We start from the raw sequence: 22004 nt of genomic DNA, 5'->3' as shown, positions 1-22004 counted from the left end.
CAAAGTCAGAGCGTGAGTTCTTTATCCGGCGGTGGTTCCGACGTGGTGTCGGTCGCGCCGACCACCGGCAACGAGACCCCGTCGATCCGGCCGACCACTTCGTCGCCGTGCTGGCTGGTCACCATCTGGCCGCGCAGCGAGTCGGTGCTGGACGCGCCGTCCCTGGCCAGTCCGGCCGCGCCCGCGGCGCCCGACATCGGCATGCCCATGCCGCCCGCGCCGGTGCCGCCGGTCGACATCGCCGCTGTCGTAGCGGGACTCGACCCGACGCCGCTCAACCCGGTGAGCGAGCCCATCGAGCCGCTGGCGACGCGGGTACCCTGCCACGGGTTCAACGGAGCGTTGGTCGCGGCCACGCCGGGACCGGGGCCGAATGCGCCCGGGCCGGAGCCGATACCACCGTTGGCGGCGTGCGCTGCGGCCTTGGCCTTTTCCTCGTCGGAAAGCCCTTCGCCGGTATGAGTTTTCGAGTCGGCGACCGGTTTCGGCGCGCTGAGCGCCGAACTCGCCTGGGCGAGCTGGCCGAGTGACTGCGCCGCCGTGGTCGCGGTGCTGATCAGCGGCGTCACCATGCTCATCAGCTGACTGAGCTGATCGGCGCCGCCCGCACCCGCAACGCCCTTGGGCGCGTTGGTGATCGGGACCTTCGTCCCGGTCGTGGTCATGGAGGCGCTGTGGCCGAGCAGTTCGCCCTTGGTCTTGACCGTGATGCCGAGCGCCTCGGCCATCGCCTCGACCGCCGAGGCGGCCAGAAACACCTGTCCCGCGGGGGTTGCCGCGTACAGCGGCGCGAGGGCCAGCGTGGTGGAGAACTTGGCCACCACCGCGGACATCAGGCCCGCGCCGGTGAAGACGCTGCCCGCCGCGTTGGTGAGCACCGCCTTCTCCTGGGTGCTCTGGGCCTCCAGCTTGCCTGCGTCCGTGCTCGCCTCGCCGGCCTTCTTCGCCGCCTCCATCGCGGCCATGCCCTGCCACACCGACATCGCGGTCTGGATCGCCGAGGTGCCGATCTGCATCACCGTCTGCATGACGGTCGAGATGCCGCTCAGCAGCTGGGTCGGGTCGACCGGCGGCGCGGGGGCCGCCGCGTTCTGGGTGCCGTCGGCGTTGGCCGGGGCGGGCGCGGGAGCGGGCGGCGCGCCCAGCTTCCCGCTGCCGAACGCGGACGCCAGATCGGTCAGCGGCCGCATCAGCGCGGTGAGATCCAGCGGCGGCAGCGGCGGCATCTCCGGCATGTGGATGAACGAGGGCATCTCGGGCATGTTCGGCAGGCCCATGCTGTGCAGGATGTCGTTCACCGGTTGATCGAGCATCGGAGCTAACGCACTGCCCCGCAACAGATCCAGCACAGTTGGATCCAACGGCTCCGCCCCCGGCGGTGGGATTGCCCCGGGGATGGTCATGACTTCGAGTTGACCGATCCGATGGCCGCGCTGGACGCGCCGTCGGTGACCTCATAGGTGCTGGCGGCCTCGTGCGCGGTCAGCGCGGTGCCCGCGTGCACCGCGGCCAGCTCGGCCACCGAGCTCAGATGGTTCGCCTGCGCGAACGCGAACGAGGCGAGGAACTCCTGGCCGATCAGGCCGAACACCGGTACGACGGTGCCGATGGTCGCGGCCTGGTCGACCGCACCCGCCGACGCGACGCCCGCGGCCATCGCGGCCGAGGCGGAACCGTAAGCCCGAACCGCATCCGGGACAACTTCAATGTGATTCATGACTGACATCCAATCCCGAAACACCCAGGTGTCTCGTCAAACCGTACCTACCGGACCATGTTCGGCGCTGATCGCGACATAATTTCTAGATCACTGACCCGCGTTTTCCTCGTTGTATGCGGTGACCAGATCCGCGCGTTCGGCGAAGGCCCGGTAGGCGGCCGCGCGTGCGGTATCGATCAGTGTCTTCTCGAAGTCGGTCGGCGAGAGCTTGGCTATCGCGCCGCTGAGGCTCAGATCGACCAGCGCGCCGTTGCCGTCCACCGACGCGGTGACCGACCCGTCCTCGGAGGTCTCGGTCACCAGGATCCCGGTGGTCGCGTCGTTGAGATCGCGCAGCCGGTACATCTGCTGCTGCACCCGCGCGATCAATTCGTCCATCGTGTCGACCATGACTACCTCCCGAATTCTCGTCCTGGTCAGACTGATCGAAGCCAGCTCTGCGGCTCGGTCTCGTACTCCTGCTCCTCGATGATCTCTTGTCTGGCGACTTCCTGCTCGGTGGGCAGTCCCGTCATCGCCAGCATCTCCGAGGTGAAGCCGGCCTCGCGTAGCTGCGTCCGGCGGGCCAGCCCGGCCCGGTTCGCCGACTGCTTGCACAGCCGCAAGATCTCCGCGGCCAGCGCCTGCGGATCACGCCGCAATTGATCCTGGTCGAGCTTGATGCCCAACGGCAGTCCCTGCTCGGTGGTGCGCACGGCGATCGAGCCGGTCAGCGAGGTCACGACGAATTCCGTCGGAAACTCCTGTCCCGCATCGTCTTCAGCTTTCGTCATAGCCGCCCGCTCTCCGAACATGGGATCAATAACAGCGTCTCACGCATGCCGACTCCTTAACAACTCCTTATGCGCGATCATCTTTGCTGGCCCGGGCCTACTTCGGCGATCTTTGCGTGGATCGGCGATGCCGGTCGAAGAGGTCGTCTTGTTCGACGGAATGGTGAACGTGGATTCCAATTCGCAGGCGAATTGCGTGTCTTGGCCGCTGCGACGAAAGCGGCGTCGAGGTGGTCCGGAATCCGGCGGTACGTGACGCCGCGCGCGGAGAAGCGATCGACCGGCGATTCCAGCGCGCCGTTCCCCGTCGGCGTGGCGAAGCCGGCCCAAGGCGGATTCTGCAAGGTCACCGATCGGCAGACCCGATCGTCCCCCCGCGCCTGACCACTCATCCGCTACTGGCCCTCCTCGTAGCTGCGACGATGCTGACGCTATGTGCGCGCGTCGGCATCGCAGCCAGTTCTAACAGCGTGCCAATTCTATGGGTACTAGCGTCGGGCCTGCATGTACAGACCCGAATGTTGGTGGCACTCACGCGGTGAACATAACGTGACCTGCGGCTGGGTGGGATCCGATCGGGTGGGCTAGAAGTAGCGGAGGTAGGCGGCGCGGAAGGATTCGGCGCGCAGGTCGTAGTCCGGCGGGAGGTAGTCGTTGGCGCGGACGTGCTGGACGAATTCGTCCGGAATGGCGAGCGGGCGAACAGTCAGATACTCGAGGGAGTCGGTGCGCCAGATCCATTCGCCGTCGGAGTGCAGCGAGGAGCCGCCGGGGATCCAGCCCTCGCCGGTGACCAGGTTGGGGACGGCCTCCATCACGTCGAAGACCTCGGGGGCTTTGCGCAAGTAGTCGAGGATCCGGTCGCGGTCGGCGAGCTGCTGATCGGTGCTCGCGTCGTGGATCGAGGGGAGGTCGTCGTGGCCGCGTTTGTACATCTCCCGATAGATGCCAACGGGTTTCAAATCCGGCATGTCACCTCATTCCTGCTCGCATTGCGTTCATTATGTTCACAGCCGAGGGTCAATTGAAGACACTGGCGCATTGGCGCGGGTCGGCCATTACATCGCGAACGATTAAACCGAGGTCCGTGCCGCCGCCGTTGAGCGGATACGGAAAATCGACGACCGGCTGACCGTCGACATGCACCCGGAACCGCGCGTGCCGCTGATCGACATGCTCCCAGCCGACACCGACGGAGGGTGCGTCGAGGTCGAATTCGTTGGACCCGAGACGCAGCGTCAGCCGTCCCGCTCTCCGATAGAACACGGCGAGCACATCACCGAAGTAGCCGAGCACGCCACCGACCGGGCCGGCCGCCGCCGGGATCGCCCGCAGGGACCCGCTGTCCGGATCGAACGACGCCCAGCGGCCGCCGTCGAGCGGCTGGATGACGATCTCGCTGCTGCGCGAATCGTTCTCGCCGTTCCAGCGGCGGCGGTCGCCGTTGCGCGAACCCGCGCCACCGGCGGCAGCTCCGCCCATCGGCGGCAGCACCGGTGGCGGCGGCAGCATCGGCTGCTGCTGGTCGCCGACCGGCGCGCCGTTGAACTGCGATTGGCTCGGCAGTTGCCCGTTCTGGCCATTCTGGCCGGGATAGCCGGGCTGTCCTGGATGCGACAGCTGGCCCGGAAGTGACGGCGACCCAGGTTCACCCGGGTATGGGGGAAGCGCCTGCGGTGGATACGAAGGCCCACCGGACTGGCCGGGTGTCTGTGTAGGCGACGGGTCCGGCGGTGTGGGTGGAGTTGTCGGCGGCGTCGTCGGTGGAGTCGTTGGCGGCGTAGTTGGTGGCGTCGTCGGTGGAGTTGTCGGCGGCGTAGTTGGTGGCGTCGTCGGTGGAGTTGTCGGCGGCGTAGTTGGTGGCGTCGTCGGTGGCGTCGTCGGCGGCGTAGTTGGTGGCGTCGTCGGTGGCGTCGTCGGCGGCGTAGTTGGTGGCGTCGTCGGCGGAGTTGTCGGCGGCGTCGTTGGCGGCGTCGTTGGCCGGGTCGTCGGCGTGGTCGGCGGCCTCGGCGTGTGCGGCCGGGTCGGCGGCACCGAATGCTGCGGCGGAGCCGGCGGAACGGGCGGATGCGGGGGCACCGGAGGGTGCGGCGGCGGCTGCGGCGGCTCCACCGGCAGATCCGGCATCGGCACATGGATATGCAGCGGCGGGCCTACCTCCGGCGGGAACTCGAACTCGTACTCGTGCGGCGGATGCGGTATGTGCGAACGGAATATCGGCGTCTCCGGCTCACCGCCGCGGAATCGATCGCCCCCACCATCGTCGCCGCCATTGTCCGAGCCGCGATCGCGGTTCGAACCGCCGTCGGTGGTGCCGCTATCCGACCCGGAATTGTCGTCGCCCGCGGAATCATCCCGGTCGGATTCCCGAGTCCGATCGCGCGCGGAACCTGAATCACGCGACGACTCATCATTTTCGGAATCATCACGATTCGCATAGTTCCGAGTCCGGTCCCGCGCCGATCCGGAATCGCTCGGCAGCTCAGCGGGATCGGAGTCCTCGCCCTCGGGCCGGCGATTCACCGCGGAGTCCGGATCGACCGGCTGCTGCCGATCGGAGCCGCCGGTGTCGCGATCGCGATCGGTCGCCGAGCCCGAATCAACCTCCTGCTCAGCGAGATCGGGGGCATCAGAGTTGCCGGATCGATCCGGATGCGGCCGCGTCTGCGTCGAACTACCCTGCGGCTCTTGCTGGTTCGCGTTGTCAGTGGTCGAACGGGTCCGGTCGCCGCCGGCTTCGAGCGAGCGCAGTGCTTCGGCCTGACTTTCGGCGCGCCCCAGCTCGGCTTCGATGCGTCCGACTTCCGCTTCGGCGACCAGGTAGTCCTTGGCCGCCCGCTCGAGTTCGGCGACCTTGTCCAGCCGGGCCTGCTGCTGGGTGACGTCCAACGTGCGCGCCCGCAAATCCTCTGCGCGCGCTTCGATTTCCCGTTCGGAGCGCAACTCGTGCGGCTCGATCGTCATCGACAAACCCTCGGCCGCCTCGGCCCGCGCCGCCTCGGCGCGATCGAGCCGATTCTGCGCCTGCACCAGGTCCAGTTCGAGGCGCTCGCGAAGGTCCTCGACCTCCCGCCGGGCGTCGGCATCGACATCGTGTTGCGTCGCGTCATCGGGTGACGTCGCCGGATCACGTTGCGGCGCACCGTCGGGCTCCCCGACCGGGCCGGGCAGTTCGGGCTGCTGCCCGCTGCGGGCCAGCGCGCGAGCCTGCTCGAGTGCAGCGTCGTGGCGTTGCATGTTCTGCTCACGCAACCGGACTTGCTCAGCGGCGTCCTCGAACTCGCGGAAGGCCCGCGACAGGTCGTCCACCCGGCGCTGCCCCGCCGGATCCGGATGCTGCGCGCGCAGCTCGGCCAGCCGGGTCTCGATCGGCTCGGTGGAGCCGAACAGCCACGCCGGATCGATCCCCATGCTCTGTTCCAACGCGAGCAGCGCATCGGTCCGAGCGTCCAAAGTGGCTCGCGCTTCGGACAATTCGAGCTGGTAGCGGTCGCGCGGCAGGAACGGCGTCGATTCCGGCAGCGGGGCGGCGGCATAGGGAATGCCCGCCCGCCAATCGGTCAGCGGCGGCCGGTCCGCGTCCCAGTGGAAGCCGAGACCGATCGCGTGCGTGTTCGCGTCGTGCCAGGTCTTGTTCCGATTCTCGGGGTCGCGCAGGAACTCCGACTCGGCCAGCGCGTCGTAGAGCATCACGATGTCCTGCTTCAGCGGCTTGCCCGCCACGAGGCGGTTGAGCGCCTCGGCGACGTCGGCCAGCTGATCCATCCGCTGCCGCACCAATCGTCCGGTGGGATCGGCGTAATCGGTGACCAGGTGCTCGTCCTTCATGAAGTGATCGAGAACCTGCTGGATCTGCTCGCGAGTGAAGCGCGGCGGCGGCAGCGCGCTGTCCGCGGTGGTGTCGTGCCACATGTGCGGCGCCAGCTCCTCGGTCATCCGATGCAGCTGTTCCTCGGTGATGCGGCCGTTGATGTGCTGTTCCAGCAGCCGGGTCCGGATGTCGGCGACGGTGTCGCGCACCGCGATTCGATCATTGCTGTCGAACATGCCGAGCGCGCGGTCGGCCAGCTCGTCGATCTGCCGGTTGATCCGGTTCCATTGCTCGGCGACGTCGGGCCGGGTCGGGTCGATGCCGCGATCGGTGTCGACCAGTTCCTTACGCACCAGATCGATGAGCTTGCGCGCGGCGACCGCCTGCTGATCCTCGCCGAAGTGCGCCAGCTGCTCGGCGATCGTGTCGGCCAGCCGATCGTCCGCGCGGAACCGGTCGTATTCGGCGTCGGCCCAGTCCTGGACCCGCTGCCATTGCTCGACTTCGTGATCGAAGACCTGCTGCAACCACTCGGGGATCTGCACGTGCTCGTCGAGGCGCGAATGCTCGCTCGCCTCCCAGCCGCGGAACATCGGCTGGATGTTGGTCTCCGGCGGCTTGTGCCAGTCGAATCCGTCCCACACCGTCGCGAACGGCGGCAGCTTCTGCAGCCACGGCCGGGCCTTGACCCAGTCGCCGATCGCCGGGTGCCGGTGGATCCAGTCCCGGACCGCAGGATGGTCGATCGCCTGGAGCAGGGTGCGGATATCCCGCTGGATGGCATAGAAATCGCCGCCGATGTGGATGGTGACGATGTCGTCGGCCGGAACGCCGCCCTCGAAGTATTCGACCGGCGCGCTCATCGGGTTCATCGGCAGCATGTTCTTCGCGATATGCCCCGGCGGGATATCGGCGAACGGCGTGGCCAGGTCGTTGATGTAGTCGGCCAGGCCGGCCCACCAGTCCGGGTTGCCCGGGTCGTACTCGCTCAGGCTGTCGCCGCGGCGCAGCTTGCCCTCGGCGTCCACGTTGACCGACCAATCGGGCCTGCTCGGATTGACCGTGTGCCAGTCCCCTTCACTGTCGCGCCAGCGGACCACCAGCATGCCGGGGTCGCCGTTGATCCAGCCGGTCTCCGTGCGCTCCAGCCGCGGCCCCGGATGGACCACCGGCTCCTGCCCGGGGGCGGTCTGCCGGTATTCGATCTGCGGGTGCCGCAACATCGCCTGCGCGACAGCGGAATTCGTGCGAATCGCGTGTTCGAGCGCGGCGTCGTGCAGCGCGTGCGGACGCGCCGGGTCGGGCTGCTGGCCGAAGACCACGATCCGCGGGCGCTCGCCCTCGATGATGCCGACCCGGTCGGTCGCCATCCGCCCGCCCTCGGCGTCGATGGCGTCGCGCCACTCGACCACCTCGTGCCAGCGCTCGGTGAGCTGGGTCATCTTGTCCTGCAGGCGGGTCATCGCGGTGTCCGCCCGGATCACGTCGGCCGCGGCGGACTCGAGCTCGTCGAGCATGGCCGGCCGGTGCGGATCGGTGCCGTCGTCGAGTTGCCGCTGTTGGCGCATCGTCTCGGCCAGCCGGTGTGGCTGCGGCCCGAGATCGGACAGCGGAATATGCAGTCGCTCCGCCAGATCCTCCAGGACCGCGCGCCGTCGCTTGCTGTCCTGGAAGATCGCCGCCTGCTGGTTGGCCAGCCGGTCCAGTGCGGTGACCACGTCGGCGGACAGCGGCCGGTCCCGGTTCACGTTCTCGCCGTGCAGCACCTTCAGCCTGGCGTCGATCCGGTCGACCGCCGAGTCGAGCTCATTGAATGCCTCGACGGCGTGGATCAGTTGGCGGATGGATCGTTCGCGCAACTGACGCTCGGCGCCGGCCACCGGTTCGTGCACGACCCTAGCGGGGCTGTCCAGGTTGGCGGGCACCCGCACCGACCGGCTCTGGGCTTCCCGGTGCAGCTCCATCACCCGCTGGGTGAACGCGTCGCCGGTCAGTTCGGGCACATCGAGTCGCCCGGCGATCTCGTCCCTGGCCGCACGGGCGGCTTCGCGCTGGCGCGCCAGCTCGCCCCGCTCCTCGAGCAGGCGGTCGTATTCGGCCTCACGGGTTTCCGCCGGACCGGTGAGCTCTTCGATTCGAGCGATCTCGGCGGTGAGCCGGTGGATCGTCGCCTCGGTCTCGGGTACCCGATTGGACAACCGCTCCAGTTCCCTGACCCGCAGCAGTTCGTGCGCTTGCCACTCCTGCCCGTCGGGACGGCGATGATTCAACTCGCGCACCGTCTCGGTGAGGTTGTCGCCCGGGCGCAGCGCCGCCCAGTCATCGGCCGGGTCGACGCCGAGCAGCTCGGCCAGCTCGTTGCGCCTGCGCAGCGCGGCGTCGAGGTCGCCGAGGGCGAGGGTGCGCGCTTCGGCCAATTCGGCAAGGCGTTCGGCGTTGTCCGCCACGTGCGCGGCCGGGTCCGGCTGCGGGGCGTTCTCGGATCTGGTTGCGCCGCTGCCATTTTCGGGGCTGCCGGGCCGCTCTGAAGCACCCGGGCGTTGCTGACCGGCGTCTTCTGGATCGCCCGGGGCCTCGGATCGGGGCGGATCGCTGTCCGGGCGGACGTTCTGCTCGAGCATCGTCAACCGGTCGAGCACCGACTGATGCCAATCGGGGTGATCGGCGAATTCCGGTGCCAGCGCCTCGATCCGGCCGCGGATCTCGGCCAGCTCGGCCGCGGTCAGATCGTGCTGACGCCACGTCAGCCCGCCGTCCGGACCCTCCTCGAGGAAGTGATGGGCGAAACCACTGGTGGTTTCGGCATTCGGGCGCTGCCCGCCGCCGAACGCGAGGCTGTGGTCGATACCGCTGATCACACCGTCGCGCGTGACCAGCCAGTTCGTCATGCCGCGGTCCGGCATCCGAATCAGCGTGTCCAGCAGGCCCAGTCGGACACCGGCCGGCGTGTTGGTCAGTCCGGTCTCCTGCGGGCTCCACGCGCCGGGATGCCGGCCGCCGGCCCAGTCACCCGGCATGAGCTGCATGTAGACCACGTGGTCGCCGGCCCGCACGACATGCGGCACGTTCGCGCCGACGGCATGACCGATCTGTGCCGCATGCACTTCCGCGTCGGCGTGCTGAACATTGCCGAGCGTCTTGCGGATCAGCTGGGTGCCGTCCTCGAGCGTGATCCGCGTCGCCTCGTCGCTGATCCGCTCGAAGCGGATGTTCTCACCGGACGTCGCCGCGGCCTCGACCCTGGCCACCGCCTGCGCGAGCGCCGCAGTCTCCGGATCGGATTCATTCGGCTCCTCGACCGGGCCGCCCTCCGGCGGACGGTGGCCACCGTCGGAACCGCCGGCGCCCGGATCGCCTGCCTGCGGCGGAGCCGGCGGCTGCGGTGGCTTGTGCGCACCGTCGCCGCTTTCGGTCGCGGGCTTGGGCGCCGATCCCGTTTCGGAGGCCGGCTGTTCTGGACGCTGGGGTGCGCCCGGTCGCCCGGGGTCACCCGGCTTGTCCGGGGGGCCACCGGACGGTTCTTCCGGTGCGGGCGGATCATCGTCCGGGCGCACGTTCTGCTCGAGCTTGGTCAACCGGTCGAGCACCGACTGATGCCAGTCGGGATGATCGGCGAAGTCCGGTGCCAGCGCCTCGATCCGGCCGCGGATCTCCGCCAGCTCGGCCGCGCTCAAATCGTGCTGCCGCCAATGCAATTGGCCGTCGGGGCCGAGCTCCAGGAAGTGATGGGCGAAGCCGCTGCTGGTTTCCGCGTTCGGGCGCACCCCGCCGCCGAACGCGAGGCTGTGGTCAATACCGCTGATCTGTCCGTCCGGGGTGACCAGCCAGTTGGTCATGCCCCGGTCGGGCATCCGGATCAGCACATCGAGCAGGCCGAGGCGCACACCGTCCGGCGTAACAGTCAAACCGGTGTCCCGCGGGCTCATTGCACGGGAGTGCTGCATGTCGGCCCAGTCACCGGGCATGACCTGCATGTAGATCACGTTGTCGCCGGCCCGCACGATGTGCGGCACGTTCGCGCCGACGGCGCGACCGACCAGCGACGCGAGCTCTTCCGCGTCCCCGTGGCGAGGGTTGGTGAGCGTCTTGCGGATCACCTGCGTGCCGTCCTCGAGAGTGATCAGCTCCACCCGCTCGGCCCGTCGCATCGCGCCCTCGCTGAGCACCTCGACCTGGAACGTCTCACCGGCCTCGACCCGAGCCGCCGCGCGAGCGACCGCCGCTGCGTCCGAACCGGATTCACTCGGCCCGCCGGCGGGCTCGCGCTGCGGCGGACGGGGACCGTCGCCGCCGTCACCCGGATCGCCCGCCATAGGAGCCGTCGGCGGTTGCGGCGGCTTCTTCCCGCCACCCGCACCGTCGGCGGCCGTCCGGCCGTCCGAACCTTGCGGCGCCTCTTCGGTTTTCACCTCGGCCGGGCGTGCTTCTTCGCTCGGTGGCTTGTTCGCGGGATCGTTCGGCTCCGTAGCCGACCGGTCCGGGTCGGTCACGGGCTTGTTCGCCTCGGTCACGGGCTTGTCGGCTGCGCTCGGATCCTCGACCGACTTGCGCTGGGCCGCAGCGTCATCCGTCACCGGCGTGCTCTGTACATCCTTCGGCTCCGGTACCTCACCGATCGGCGGCTTCTTCGCGCCACCACCATCGCTCGGGGCGTCGGGTTCTGGACGGGGCGCGGCGAGCGGCGGCGCGTCCGGCGGGTCGGTGCGGTGCACCTGCGTGCGACCGTCTTCGCCGGGGACGAGACGGTAGACGACGACGTTGTCACGGTTCGGGCCGACCAGATCATCGAGCTCGGGATGCACCGCGGCGGCCCGATCGAGCAACGTGCTCGGGTCTGCCGACTCGCCGCGCAGCACAGCGATTACCTGTGGTGGATCGCCGGGAACGACACCGATCTGCGGCACGCCCTCCAACGGCTCCGCGCCGGCCTCGAGCATCGTGTTCTTCCGCAGCTGATCGGCCAGCTGCTGATCTCGCTCAGCCGCGTCACGCTCGGCATACCGGTGCCGCTCGAACGCGTCCTCGGCCTCGGCCGGATCCTGCGCCTGCCGCAACTCTTCCGCGGCTTCGTCCCTGGCCCGGACCGCGTCGGCCTTGACCTGCTCCAGCCGCTCGATCTCGTTACTACGTTGCCGCGCATCAGCTTCGGCGAACCGCTGCTGCTCCGCCAACGCCTCCGCCGACCGAGCGATAACCTCCGGCGAGTCAGTCCGGTGCACCTGCGTACGACCGTCCTCACCAGGGACGAGGCGATAGGTAGTGACATTATCGCGGTTCGGCCCGACCAAATCACCGAGTTCCGGATGCACCGCAGTGGCCTGATCGATCAGCGTCGTCGGGTCCGTCGACTCCCCGCGCACCACGACTATCGCCTGCGGCGGATCACCCGGAATGATGCCGATCTGCGGCACCCCATCCAGAGGCTCCGCGCCGGCCTCGAGCATCGTGTTCTTCCGCAGTTGCTCGGTGAGCTGATGATCCCGCTCGGCCGCCTCCCGCACCGCGTACTTGTACCGCTCGTACGCCTCCTCGGCCTCAGCCGGATCCTGCGCCCGCAGATGTTCCGCTTCGGCCTCGTCCCTCGCCCGGATAGCATCGGCCTTCACCTGCTCCAGGCGATCGACCTCGTTACTGCGTTGCCGCGCATCAGCTTCGGCGAACCGCTGCTGCTGCAGAATTTCTTCCGGCACCTGCGTAGGCCGATTCGCCTCGGTCACGGGCTTACTCGCTGCGCTGTCCCCGGTGGGCGCAGGTGTCTCGCGCACCGGCGCGGATGTCTCGCGCACCGGAGCGGGCGTCTCACGCGGCGGCGCGGGCGTCTCACGCACCGACCCGGGCGTCTCACGCGGCGGCGCAGGGGTCCCACGCACCGGTGCTGGCGTCTCACGCACCGGCGCGGGCGTCTCACGCGGCGGCGCAGGCGTCTCACGCGGTGGCGCGGGCGTCTCACGCACCGACCCGGGCGTCTCACGCGGCGGCGCAGGCGTCTCACGCGGCGGCGCGGCCTCATTGACCAGCTCGTTCGGTTTGTTCGCCGGCTTGTCCGCCACCGCCGTCGGGTCTTCGCTCGGCTTGCTTTGGGCCGCAGCATCATCCGTTGTCGGAGTGGTCTGCACCTCGGCCGGTGCCGGGGCCTCGCCGGTGGGTGGCTTCTTGGCGCCGCCGCCGTCGCTCGGCGCGTCGGGTTCTGGGCGGGGTGCGGCCAGGGGTGGCGCGTCCGGTGGGTCGGTCCGGTGCACTTCGGTGCGACCGTCTTCGCCGGGGACGAGACGGTAGACGATGACGTTGTCGCGGTTCGGGCCGACCAGGTCATCGAGTTCCGGATGTACTGCGGCGGCTCGATCGATCAGCGTGGTCGGATCCGTCGACTCGCCACGCACCACGGCAATTACCTGTGGCGGATCACCCGGGATGATGCCGATCTGCGGCACCCCGTCGAGCGGCTCCGCGCCAGCCTCGAGCATCGTGTTCTTGCGCAGCTGTTCGGCGAGTTGCTGGTCCCGTTCGGCCAGTTCACGCTCGGCATAGTTGCGCTGCTCGTACGCTTGCTCGGCCTCGCCTTGATCCTGCGCGTCGTCCAGCCGTTTCGCGGCGTCGTCCCTGGCCCGGACCGCGTCTGCCTTGACCTGCTCCAGCCGCTCGATCTCGTTACTACGTTGCCGCGCATCAGCTTCGGCGAACCGCTGCTGCTCCGCCAACGCCTCCGCCGACCGAGCGATAACCTCCGGCGAGTCGGTCCGGTGCACCTGCGTACGACCGTCTTCGCCGGGGACGAGACGATAGGTGGTGACGTTGTCACGGTTCGGGCCGACCAGATCGCCGAGCTCCGGATGCTGCGCGACCGCTCGATCGATCAGCGTGGTCGGGTCCGTCGACTCCCCACGCACCACGACGATCGCCTGCGGCGGATCACCAGGGATGATGCCGATCTGCGGCGCGCCGTCGAGCGGCTCCGCACCGGCTTCGAGCATCGTGTTCTTTCGAATCTGCTCGGCGAGTTGCTGATCCCGCTCAGCAGCCTCCCGCACGGCATACTTGTGCCGCTCGTACGCCTCCTCGGCCGCGGCCGGATCCTGCGCCCGCAGATGGTCCCTTTCGGCCTCGTCCCTAGCCCGGATGGCATCGGCCTTGGCCTGCTCGAGCCGATCGATCTCGTTACTGCGTTGCCGCGCATCAGCTTCGGCAAATCGCTGCTGCTGCAACAGCTCTTCTGCGGTCGGTGCCGGTTCCTCCGGTCGCGCGTTCGAATCCGCTTCCAGCACAGGCACTTCCGGCTGGTCGCCGCGGATCGCCGCGCGAGCGCGGTCGAGCTTGATGTCGTGCTCATCCAGCCGCTGTTCGAGGCGCATGACTTCGGCGGTGGCGTCGTCGAAGTCACGCAGTGCGGCCGCCAGGTCATCGATGTGCTGCCGGCCGGCCGCGTCCGGCTGCTGCGTCCGCAGATTGGCCAGTCGGTCGGCGGGATCGGCGGCGCGGAACAAACTCTCGGGATCGACCCCGGCTACCCGCGCGGCGTCGAGCAGTGCGCGTGAACGTGCGTCCCAATGCTCCTTGGCGTTGGCCAATTGCTGCTCGTAGCGGTCGCGCGGCAAGAACGGCTCCGGCGCGTGCAGCGGTTCGGGCGCGTACGGGATATTCGCGCGGTCGCCGGTCAGCGGCGGCCGGTTCGCGTCCCAGTGGAAGCCCTCGGCCACCGCGTGTGCGTTCGCGTCATGCCAGGTCCAGCGTCCATCGCGGGGCGCAGGAGTGCGCAGGAAGTTGGATTCGGCGAGAGCGTCGAGCATAAGGACGACGTCCGCTGGCAGCGGTTTGCCGTCGACGATCCGGTTGATCGCCTCGGCCACATCGGCGAGCTGATCCATCCGCCGCGTTGTCAGGTTGCCGTTGGGATCGGCGTAATCGACGGCCGGGTGCTCGTCGACCATCAGATGATTCAGGATCTGCTGAATCTGATCCCTGGTGAACGCCGGGAATTCGTGCTTCGGTGGCGCACTGTCGGGTTGCGGGCGATCCGGGAACGGGTCGGGCCAGTTGTGCTCTTCGATCTTCGGCGGCAGCGGACGGATATCGGGGGCCAGCCCGTCTGCGATCCGAGCGATGTCCGCGTCCGTGATCGGGCGTCCGACCACCTCGTCCGCGATCCGGGTGCCGTCGGCGCCGATGGGAAGGTGCCCGTTCCGGATGTCGAGCAGCTGTTGCCGGATCTCGGCGATCTTGTGCCGGATCGCGACCCGATCATCGGTGGCGAAGTTATCGAAGGAATCGTCGGCGATCCGGTTGACGGCCTCGTTGATCCGCTGCACCTGCCGGTCGACCCCGGCCTGGTCCGGTCCGATACCGCGGTGCGGATCGACCAGTTCCTTGCGGATGCGTTCGACCAATTCCTGTGCGCCGACCCGCATCTGCTCTTGCCGGTACTCTGCCAGCCGTTCGGCCATGCGATCGGCGAGCTGATCGTCGGCCCGGAACTTGTCGTATTCGCCGTCAGCCCATTGCTGGACCTCCCGCCACTTCGCGATCTCCTCATCGATCGCGGGCCGCAGCCACTCCGGAATCTCGACCCGGGCATGCTCAGCCGGCTCCCAGGTGCGGTACATCGGCTGGAAATTGGTCTCCGGCGGCCGGTGCCACTGGAACGACGACCACATGGTGCCGACCGGGAAAAACCGCTTCAGCCACGGCCGCGCCAGCACCCAGTCGCCGATCGCCGGATGCCGATGGATCCACTCCCGAACCAGGGGATGGTCGATCGCCATGAACAAGGTACGGATATTCCGTTGAATAGTGGCGATATCGGCACCGAGATGGAGGCTGACGATGTCGTCGGGCGACATGCCGTTGTCGAAGTATTTGGTCTCGACGTTCATCGGGTTCAGCTCGAGCATGTTCTTCGCGATATGCCCCGGCGGGATATCGGCGAACGGCGTCGCCAAATCGTTGATGTAGTCGGAGAGGCCGCCCCACCAATCCGGATTGCCCGGGTCGTATGCGGTGCCCGCGTCGGGACCGCGGTTGGTGCGCAGGCTCGGCTTGGCCGGATCGACGTTGTGCCACTGGCCGTCCGCGTCCTGCCAGCGCACCATCAGCAGGCCGGGGTCGCCGTTGATCCATCCGGTGGCGGTGCGCTCCACTAGCGGACCACTTATCGGCTCCCGCCGCACGGTGCCGTCTTGATCGAAGATCACCCGCTGGTATTCGATCCGCGGTTGCCGCATCATCGCCTGTGCCACAACCGGTTCCGTGAGTATGGCGTGCGCCAGCGCGTCGTCGTGGCTCGCGCGCGACGGCTCGAAATCCGCTCGCGGACCGAACACGATGATGCGCGACGGCTCACCGGGGATGTAGCCGACCCGGTCGGTGACCATCCAGCCGTCCTCGGCCGCGACGAGATCGCGCCACACACCGTTGAGCCGGGCCATCTCGTCGCGCAGCTTGCCCATTTCGTGCTCGCCGACGAGCACGTCGCGCGCGGCGGCCTCCAGCTCGTCGAGCATGCGGTGGCGCTCGGCCATCTCGCCGTTGTCCACCCGCATCGTGCGCGTGCGATGCCAATCCAGCGCCTTTTCCAGGTCGCGTGGATGCGGGCCGAGCTCCGATACCGGAATCCCGAGCCGCCGGGCCAGGTCCTCCAGCACCGGTCGCCGCGCCTCGACCTCGCGAAGCAGGTCGGCGTACTCGAGGGCCAGGCGATCGAGGGCGGTGCCGGTATCGTCGCCGGGCGGACGTTCACCGACGACGCCCTCGTCCCGCAGTTGCGCGAGGCGTGCGTCCTTCTCGGCGATGGCCGCGTCGAGCCGGTCGCAGTCCCGCATGGCGTCACTGAATTTGCGGAGCTCACGCAGCAGCAATTCGCGCTCGGAACCACTGACCTGTTCCCGGACGATCCGTTCCGGGGTATCCAGGTTGCCGGGGATCCGGGTCCGCCGCGTTTGCGCCTGGTCATACAGCTCGTGCATGCGGTGCTCGAACGCGGAGCCGGTCAGATCCGTGAACCCGAGGTACCCGGCGAGCTCATCGCGCTTCGCCCTGGCGAATTCGCGCTCATGATCCAGCGCACGCCGCTCCTCGAGCAGACGGGCGTACTCGCCCTCCGGGGTCTCGAGTCGAGCGGCTTCGCGTGCGGCGTCCAGCGCGGCCAGTTCGCGATCGATCCTGGCGATGTCGTTGTTCGCGTCATGGACCCGGTTGGCCAGTTGCTCCAGCTCGTCGATGCGGGCGTGCTCGCGCGGCTGCTCACGCACCTCCATGGTGCGGTTGCGCAACTCCTCCAACGTATGCGTGAGGTCGTCGCCCGGTCGCAGTGCCGCCCAATCGTTTTCGGACGAGACGCGCAGCCGGCCGGCCAGCTGATCGCGCTGCTGCTGCAGCGCATCCCGCTCGGCGACGACACGATCGCGCTCGGCTTCCAGCTCGCGCTGACGCGCATCGAACGGATCCTCGGGGGCCGGCGTGCCGTCGGTTTCGTGTGGCGGGGTGCCATCCGTCTCATGCGGCGGTGTCCCGTCACCGGGCTGTCGATCGCCACGGTTCGTTCCGTCTTCACCCGAATCACCAACGGGCGGTGTCGATTCCGGCGGCTTCTTCCCGCCGCCCGCGCCCTCGGGTTCGGGCGGAGCGGCGGAATCCTCACGCGGCCAAACCTTCACGTCACCCTCGTGCGGAACTTCGCCACCGGGCTCCGGAGCCCGATGCCTGCCCGCCTCCGCGGACGGCACCTCCGCCGCGGGGCGTGGCAACGTGCCATCGGCGACGTCGCGAGAGAACTCGGCGCGCAACGCCAGCATCCGCGCCCGCCACTCGGCGTGATCGGCCGCCATCTCCGAGGCCCAGTCCCGCGGCTCGGTATCCGCGATCCGCCGCATCTCGGCGGCATGATCGGCGGCCATCCGCGCCGACCACTCAGCGGTCTCGGCCCGCATCCGATCGGCCCAGTCCGCAGTGCTCTCGTGCCGGGGGGCGCGGTCGTTGCCATCGTCGGTCAGCCCGGGTTCAGGCCCATCGCCATCCGAGCGATCCATCCATTCCATTCGGTCGGTGCCGGGAGCGCGGGGCTCCTCGCCCGTCCCGTCTCGCCGATCGCCTTCGGGCGCGATTCGGTAGTTCGGCTCGTGCCCGGACTCGCGAACGGTCGGGTGGAGTTCGACGGCGGCATCGGGGTGGAAGGTTCGCCACTCGCCGCCGTCGCGAATGACGGGGGCGGTGCCCGGACCCTGTGCCCGGTCGACACCGACGGCGTCGGTGGGCGCGGACACCTCGACGCCGAGCCGGTTCGCTACGTATTGGGCCCAGCCGTGCTCGTTGCCGCTGTGGCAGGACAGCAACCGGATCGGTGTGCCGGGAACGTAATTCGGGTTGTTGAGGATCGCCTGCACGATCTGCTCGGGATGGGTCTTCTCCTGGAAGCCCGGGATCGGGGCGCCGTCCTCGCTGCCGTGCACGACGACGTCGTGCACACCGTCCTCGTGCAGGACGTTGTCGCGGACGTTGTGCGTCTTGGTGTCATCGCCGATCGAGGTGCTCTCCGGACGATGGACGACACCCTCGCCGTTGGCCAGGTAGTCGTCGTAGATCAGCGCGTTGTCGTTGCTGTCCGGATCACGTTGCGGGCCATCGTCATTGCCGGCCATCTCGTCCGACGGCCTTGGGCGCGTTCCGTTTTCCGTGTCGGGTTCGCGCGGGGCGCGATCGTTTGTCGGCGTGTTCTCCTCGGACGGACGGGGGCGCGATCCCGTATCGGTATCGCTCGGGGCACGATCGAGCGGCGGCGTGCCCGCGTCGGCCGGGCGCACCGAGGTCACGGGTTCCACCTCGGCCGGTTTAATGACCAGGTAACCCTTGTCGCGGGCCTCTTGCTCGGTGAAGATCCCGGCGATGTCCTTCACCTTCGGGATCGGGCTGTTGCCCTCGTGCACGTCGACGAGCTTCATCAGCCCTTCGGGCGTGGTCGCCGCGACGTCGAGATCGCTGTCGGAGTGGAACGGTGCGCCGGACTTCTCCGAGACACCCGTTTGCCGGCTGCCGAAGATCACCAGCGGCTCACCGGTTTCCGCGACCGATTTCCTTGCGGCGTCCAGCATTTCCGGCGTCACGCCGGGACCGGGTTCGCCGATCACCTCGACCTCGGGCAGACCCCCATCCGGCCGATCGAGGCCGATCTCGTCCGGCACCCGGGGTGGCAACTCCCCGTCCTCATCCCGCACCCTCGGTGCAGGCTCGTCCGTGTCGTCGTGCCGCGCGGGGTCGTCAGGCCGCCCGTCGTAGGCCTGACCGACCCGCGCCTGGCTTGCATTCGTCTGCGCCTGCACCTCGGCCGTCAACCGCGCCCGATCCACCGCGTTCAGCGCATGGTCGGGCCGTCCGCGCCCGTCGAACACGACGGCGTGCGATCCGCTCATCGCCGCCGGCACCCGCGGCGGATAGCCGTGGTCGGCCAGTCCTGCGCCGAGGTCGCGAACGATGATGTCGCCACCCTGGTTCACCAGAAGATAGGCATGGGCGCCGACGCCGTGTTCATCCCGTGGCCCCGAGTACGAGTCGACCATCAGCGCCGACGCGCCATCCCCGAGATCGAGCAGCCGCTGATGCGTGTCCGCGTGCGTGGTCGGCTCCAAATGACCGCCTGCGGCCAGCTGCAGTTCCGCCCTGGTCATGCCGTCCATGCCGATCGGGCGGTCCGGCAAACCCACACGGTCGTCGCCGTACATCGCCCGCAGCTCTTGCAACGACAGCTCACCACAGCGACCGCGACGATCATCCGGATGGCTGACCGGGTTGTCCGGCGCGTGCTGGACCGGACCGGTCGCGGACGGGCCCGGGGTGCCCGCATCCGGTGTGGACGCGTCGGGCTGGGTCGGCGGCTGCAGGCTGTCCCTGGAAATGACGCCGCCGATGTCGTTCATCGGTACTCGCGCACCGTCATGATCGAGCTTGAATTTCGCGTAATCCGCTTTGCCGTTTATATCGACGTGCACCTTGTGGTATTCGATATCCAACGTGCCGTCGTGGTGTGCCTCCAGCAGCTGTTTACGAATGTCCAACAGCGCCGGGCCTTCTGGCCGCTGTAGCAAGTCCGCTTCGGATTCGGTCAGAATCGTCCGGAGATTCTCGTCGATGGCGAGCGTGCGCCGCAGGTATTCGGGCGAGCCCTGCTGTGCCCGGCCGCCGGGCGTCGCCGCGCTACCCAGGTCCGAGCCGACCCCCTTGGCCTCGATCACGATCAGCTTGGCCGGGGTATCGCCGTCCCGCGGGATGAAGACCGCGATATCGACGGAGTTGTTGCCGTCGAACGCGCCTTTGAACGGAGTCACCTGCACCGCGCCGGGATGCATGTCCGGGTCGAGCGCGTACGCGGTCGCGCCCAGCTCACCGAGCAGCTTGGAGGTGGCCACCATCTCCTTGCCGAGACGGTTGTATTCCCGGGCGTTCTCCTCCATGTCGTACAGGCGCGCGAGCTTTTCGATTTTCTGCTCGGGCGTCAGGTGCCGAGGATCGCTTTCCGGGAGCCGAGCGTGCTTCTCGATCTCCGCCGCGATCTTGGGAATTTCCTTCGGGAGGTTCTTCTCGCTCAGCTTGTTGACATCAAGTTTTCCGTCCTTGTCCCGGACGTTGAACTCGTCCATTTGGGGCTTGAGCAAATCGCTGACGTCACTACGAAGTTCGCCCTGCTTGATCCGGAGCTCGGACGCTTTGGCCAGGTCCGCCAACGCCTTCGGATCTTTGACCGGGTAGTCGCCATCCTCCGCGACCTCGGCCTTGAACGCCAGATCCTGGCCCGAGAGATGGTCCTTGATCCAGCGCTTGCCGTCGGTGAGATTGAAACCCTTGTCCCGGAACGTTCCCGGCGCATCGTTGACGTGGTGCCACGCGCCGTCGGGCGAGCGGAAGACCTGCGGTGGATCATTGGGTTGGCGCAACAGCCCATCCGCGCCCCGTTGCAGCCCCGGCGGCACCGGCTCATCCGCAGGGAAGAAACCGTGGTGCTGTCCGGGCAGGTTACCGACCCGGCCCGCATCGGCGAGATCGGCCGGGTTGGCCAGCAATTCATCCCGGATGTGGCTCGGCACCTTGTCCACCGGGGTGCCGTCCGGCTTGAACATGATCGCGCTGACGCTGTGCACTTCCTTCGGCGTCCGCGGCGGGTAGCCGTGCTCGGTCCCCATGCCGGGGTCGTGCACCTTGATCTGGCCGCCCTCGTTCACCAGCAGGTACGCGTGCGCGCCGACGCCGTGCTCGTCGCGCGGGCCCTTGTAGGTGTCTACGACGAGTGCGGTGGCGCCGTCGCCCATCTTCAGTAGCCGGCGCTGGATCGCGTCGTGGCCGCCGGCGAACTCGCGCAACTGCCCGCCCGCGGCGCCGACCAGCTCGCGCTGGGTCATGCCGTCGGCGCCAATTGTCCGCTCCGGCAGGCGGATTCCCTCGCCGAACTGGTCACGCAGTTGCTTCAGCGAGAGCTCGCCGCACTTGCCGCGATTCGGATCGTCGGGCTCGAGCGGCCGCTTGCTGTCGTTGTCGCCGTCCTGGCGCGGCGTCGTGCCCTCGCCGTCGGTTCCGTGCGGACGGGTTGTGCTGTCCGCGCCGGACTGCCGCGGGTGTGCGGTGGTGCCCGCGTCCGCGACCGGGACGAGCTGCACATCGTCGTGATGCGGGCGGCTGTCGGAGTCGTCATCGTGGTTGCGCCGCGCGGAATCCGCGTCACCGTCCCGATTCGGACCGTCGCCCACCGGTCGAGCATCGTTCGCGCGCGGGCGCCCGGCCTCATCCCTGGCGTGCGGCTCGGCCCCGGCATGTGGCCGATCTGCTTGTGGCGCACCGGCTTCCGGCTTGTTCCTGGACTCCGGCCCGTCCGACTCCGGACGCGGCCGAACGTTGTCGTCCGAATCCGGGTGCACCTGGACGTGCTCGTCCGCACCGCCGGCCTTGCGCTCCGGCGCTCGGGACACCTCGGAGCCGCTCGACTCCGCGCGAATACCAGGAGTCGAATCCTTTCCCGCCCGAACAGGATTCGCATCCGAGACGCCCGCTCGCGAATCGCCGCGCGGGCGATCGGCACCGGGCTTGGCGTCCGGCGATCCGGCACGCGAGTCAGCAGCCCTCTGTTCCCCGCCTTGCCTGGTCTCGCCACTACGCCCGGGTTCCGCACCGGCGGGCCGAGAGGTCGCGTCACCGGCAGGCCGGGACGTAGCAGCGTCACCGGCTTGCCGCGGCGACGCACCGTCACCACTGTGCCGGGGCGCCGCACCGTCGCCGCTGGGTCGGGCAGGCGCACCGTCACCGCCGGGTCGAACGGGTGCACCGTCGCCACCGGGACGCACGGGCGCACCGTCACCGACGCGACCCGCGTCGCCCGAATTATGGTTTACCGCAGCACTTCCCGGCTCCGCGCCGGAATGCTGCTGGGGTACGGTCGACCGATCGGCGCCGCTGCCCGACTCGCTGGTACTGCTGTCGTGCGTGCCACTGTCGGCGATGCCTGCCCGGCTGCGGTCCGCGCCGCCACCGTCGGTTCCGGCATGCTGCTCCGGCGCACCGCCACGACTCTCGGATGTATTGCTGTGCTGCTGACCATCGGCGCCACGGCTCTCCGAACCGCCTTGCTGCTGGCCGTCGGTACCGCGACTTTCCGAATTGCCTTGCTGCTGACCACCATCCGTGCCACGGCTCGCCGAATCACCGTGCTGCTGGCCACCGTCGGTACCGCGAT

Annotated in this window: 7 protein-coding genes; 1 reads left to right on the top strand and 6 read right to left on the bottom strand. The window is 68.7% G+C overall.

Annotation, left to right across the window (positions count from 1 at the left end; all coding sequences use genetic code 11):
* Positions 1-5: 5 nt before the first annotated feature.
* From F3087_RS23215 to F3087_RS23190, 6 genes are all read right to left on the bottom strand, one after another.
* Positions 6-1403, bottom strand: coding sequence for a hypothetical protein (locus tag F3087_RS23215; protein ID WP_150404149.1), 1398 nt, complete (start codon positions 1401-1403; stop codon positions 6-8).
* Complete coding sequence (locus F3087_RS23210) at positions 1400-1717, bottom strand: type VII secretion target (RefSeq protein WP_150404148.1); 318 nt, start codon at positions 1715-1717, stop codon at positions 1400-1402. The genes F3087_RS23215 and F3087_RS23210 overlap by 4 nt, the downstream gene beginning before the upstream one ends.
* A 90-nt stretch (positions 1718-1807) precedes the next feature.
* The gene (locus tag F3087_RS23205) at positions 1808-2110 is read right to left on the bottom strand and encodes a YbaB/EbfC family nucleoid-associated protein (protein WP_150404147.1); all 303 of its coding nucleotides are present in this window, start codon (positions 2108-2110) and stop codon (positions 1808-1810) included.
* 26 nt (positions 2111-2136) lie between these two features.
* Entirely contained in the window at positions 2137-2493 is a 357-nt protein-coding gene (locus tag F3087_RS23200) for a hypothetical protein (protein ID WP_150404146.1), read from the bottom strand.
* A gap of 584 nt (positions 2494-3077) precedes the next feature.
* The gene (locus F3087_RS23195; RefSeq protein ID WP_150404145.1) at positions 3078-3464 is read right to left on the bottom strand and encodes a hypothetical protein; all 387 of its coding nucleotides are present in this window, start codon (positions 3462-3464) and stop codon (positions 3078-3080) included.
* A gap of 49 nt (positions 3465-3513) precedes the next feature.
* Positions 3514-21243: a hypothetical protein gene (locus tag F3087_RS23190; RefSeq protein ID WP_150404144.1), complete on the bottom strand. Its 17730-nt coding sequence runs from the start codon at positions 21241-21243 to the stop codon at positions 3514-3516.
* Between the two features lie 255 nt (positions 21244-21498).
* Here F3087_RS23190 and F3087_RS23185 point away from each other — a divergent pair.
* A partial coding sequence (locus F3087_RS23185) for a hypothetical protein (RefSeq protein ID WP_150404143.1) occupies positions 21499-22004 on the top strand: 506 nt, incomplete at its 3' end.

Source organism: Nocardia colli (assembly GCF_008704205.1).
In the GTDB taxonomy this organism is placed as follows: domain Bacteria; phylum Actinomycetota; class Actinomycetes; order Mycobacteriales; family Mycobacteriaceae; genus Nocardia; species Nocardia colli.
Note: the sequence above shows the minus strand (reverse complement) of the source record. Positions and strands in the feature narration are given on the sequence as shown.